General features: G+C 47.5%; 1 protein-coding gene. It reads left to right on the forward strand.

Translation table 11 applies throughout. From position 1 onward, the window contains the following. Positions 1 to 793, forward strand: a 793-nt coding sequence (locus R7Z50_RS26515; RefSeq protein WP_318149616.1) for a sensor domain-containing diguanylate cyclase, incomplete at both ends; no start/stop codon positions are given.

Below are 793 nucleotides of genomic sequence, written 5' to 3' on the forward strand. Positions count from 1 at the left end.
GTGTTTCACGCCGTCGACACCTCCGAAAAGCAAATTCTTGTCCGCTCTCTGGAAGAAGCCGAAAACAAATTTGCCAAGCTGACCCAACTATTGCCCGATGGCCTGCTGCTGATTGAAGATGACACCATCATCTCAGCAAACCCTGCCTCGGCTCGTTTGCTTGGGCTTAACTCCCCTCACGAGCTGCTCGGTGAAGAGCTCTCTCGTCTGTTCATCGACGAAAACACCAAAAAAGTTTTCAGTCACCGACTCAGCACGCTTATTTCGGACAAACCGTTTCTTTGCCTGACTAGCGCGCGTTGCGGATTTGAGCGCAAAGTCCAATTGCATGCGGACTCGACGGCAATTCTAGGCAGTGAATCTCAAATTATTCTTATCCAAGATGCGGATGACACACCAAAACACCTGTCGTCAGCCTCCAGTGAAGATTCTCATATCGACTCTTTAACCAAACTGTATAACCGATTTGGTTTCACCAAGCGCCTAGAGCAACTGATCAAAAGCCAAACACCGCTATTGGTGTTTTACCTCGATATCGATAACTTTAAGACTATCAATGATACTTACGGCCATGATGTAGGTGACTCTGCGATTCAACTGGTCGCGAAGTGCATCCGAGACAACATTCGTCACAGTGACGTCGCATCTCGCTTTGGTGGCGAAGAGTTTATTCTCGCGATATACGATGAAGATATTGAAGGGATGAAGCACATTCTCGAACGAGTCAAAAAAGCGATTGATGAACGATCACGACGAGTTACGAAGAATGGATTTACCGTGTCGGGTGGTGTGG

This window comes from Vibrio sp. 1249-1 (assembly GCF_033340495.1).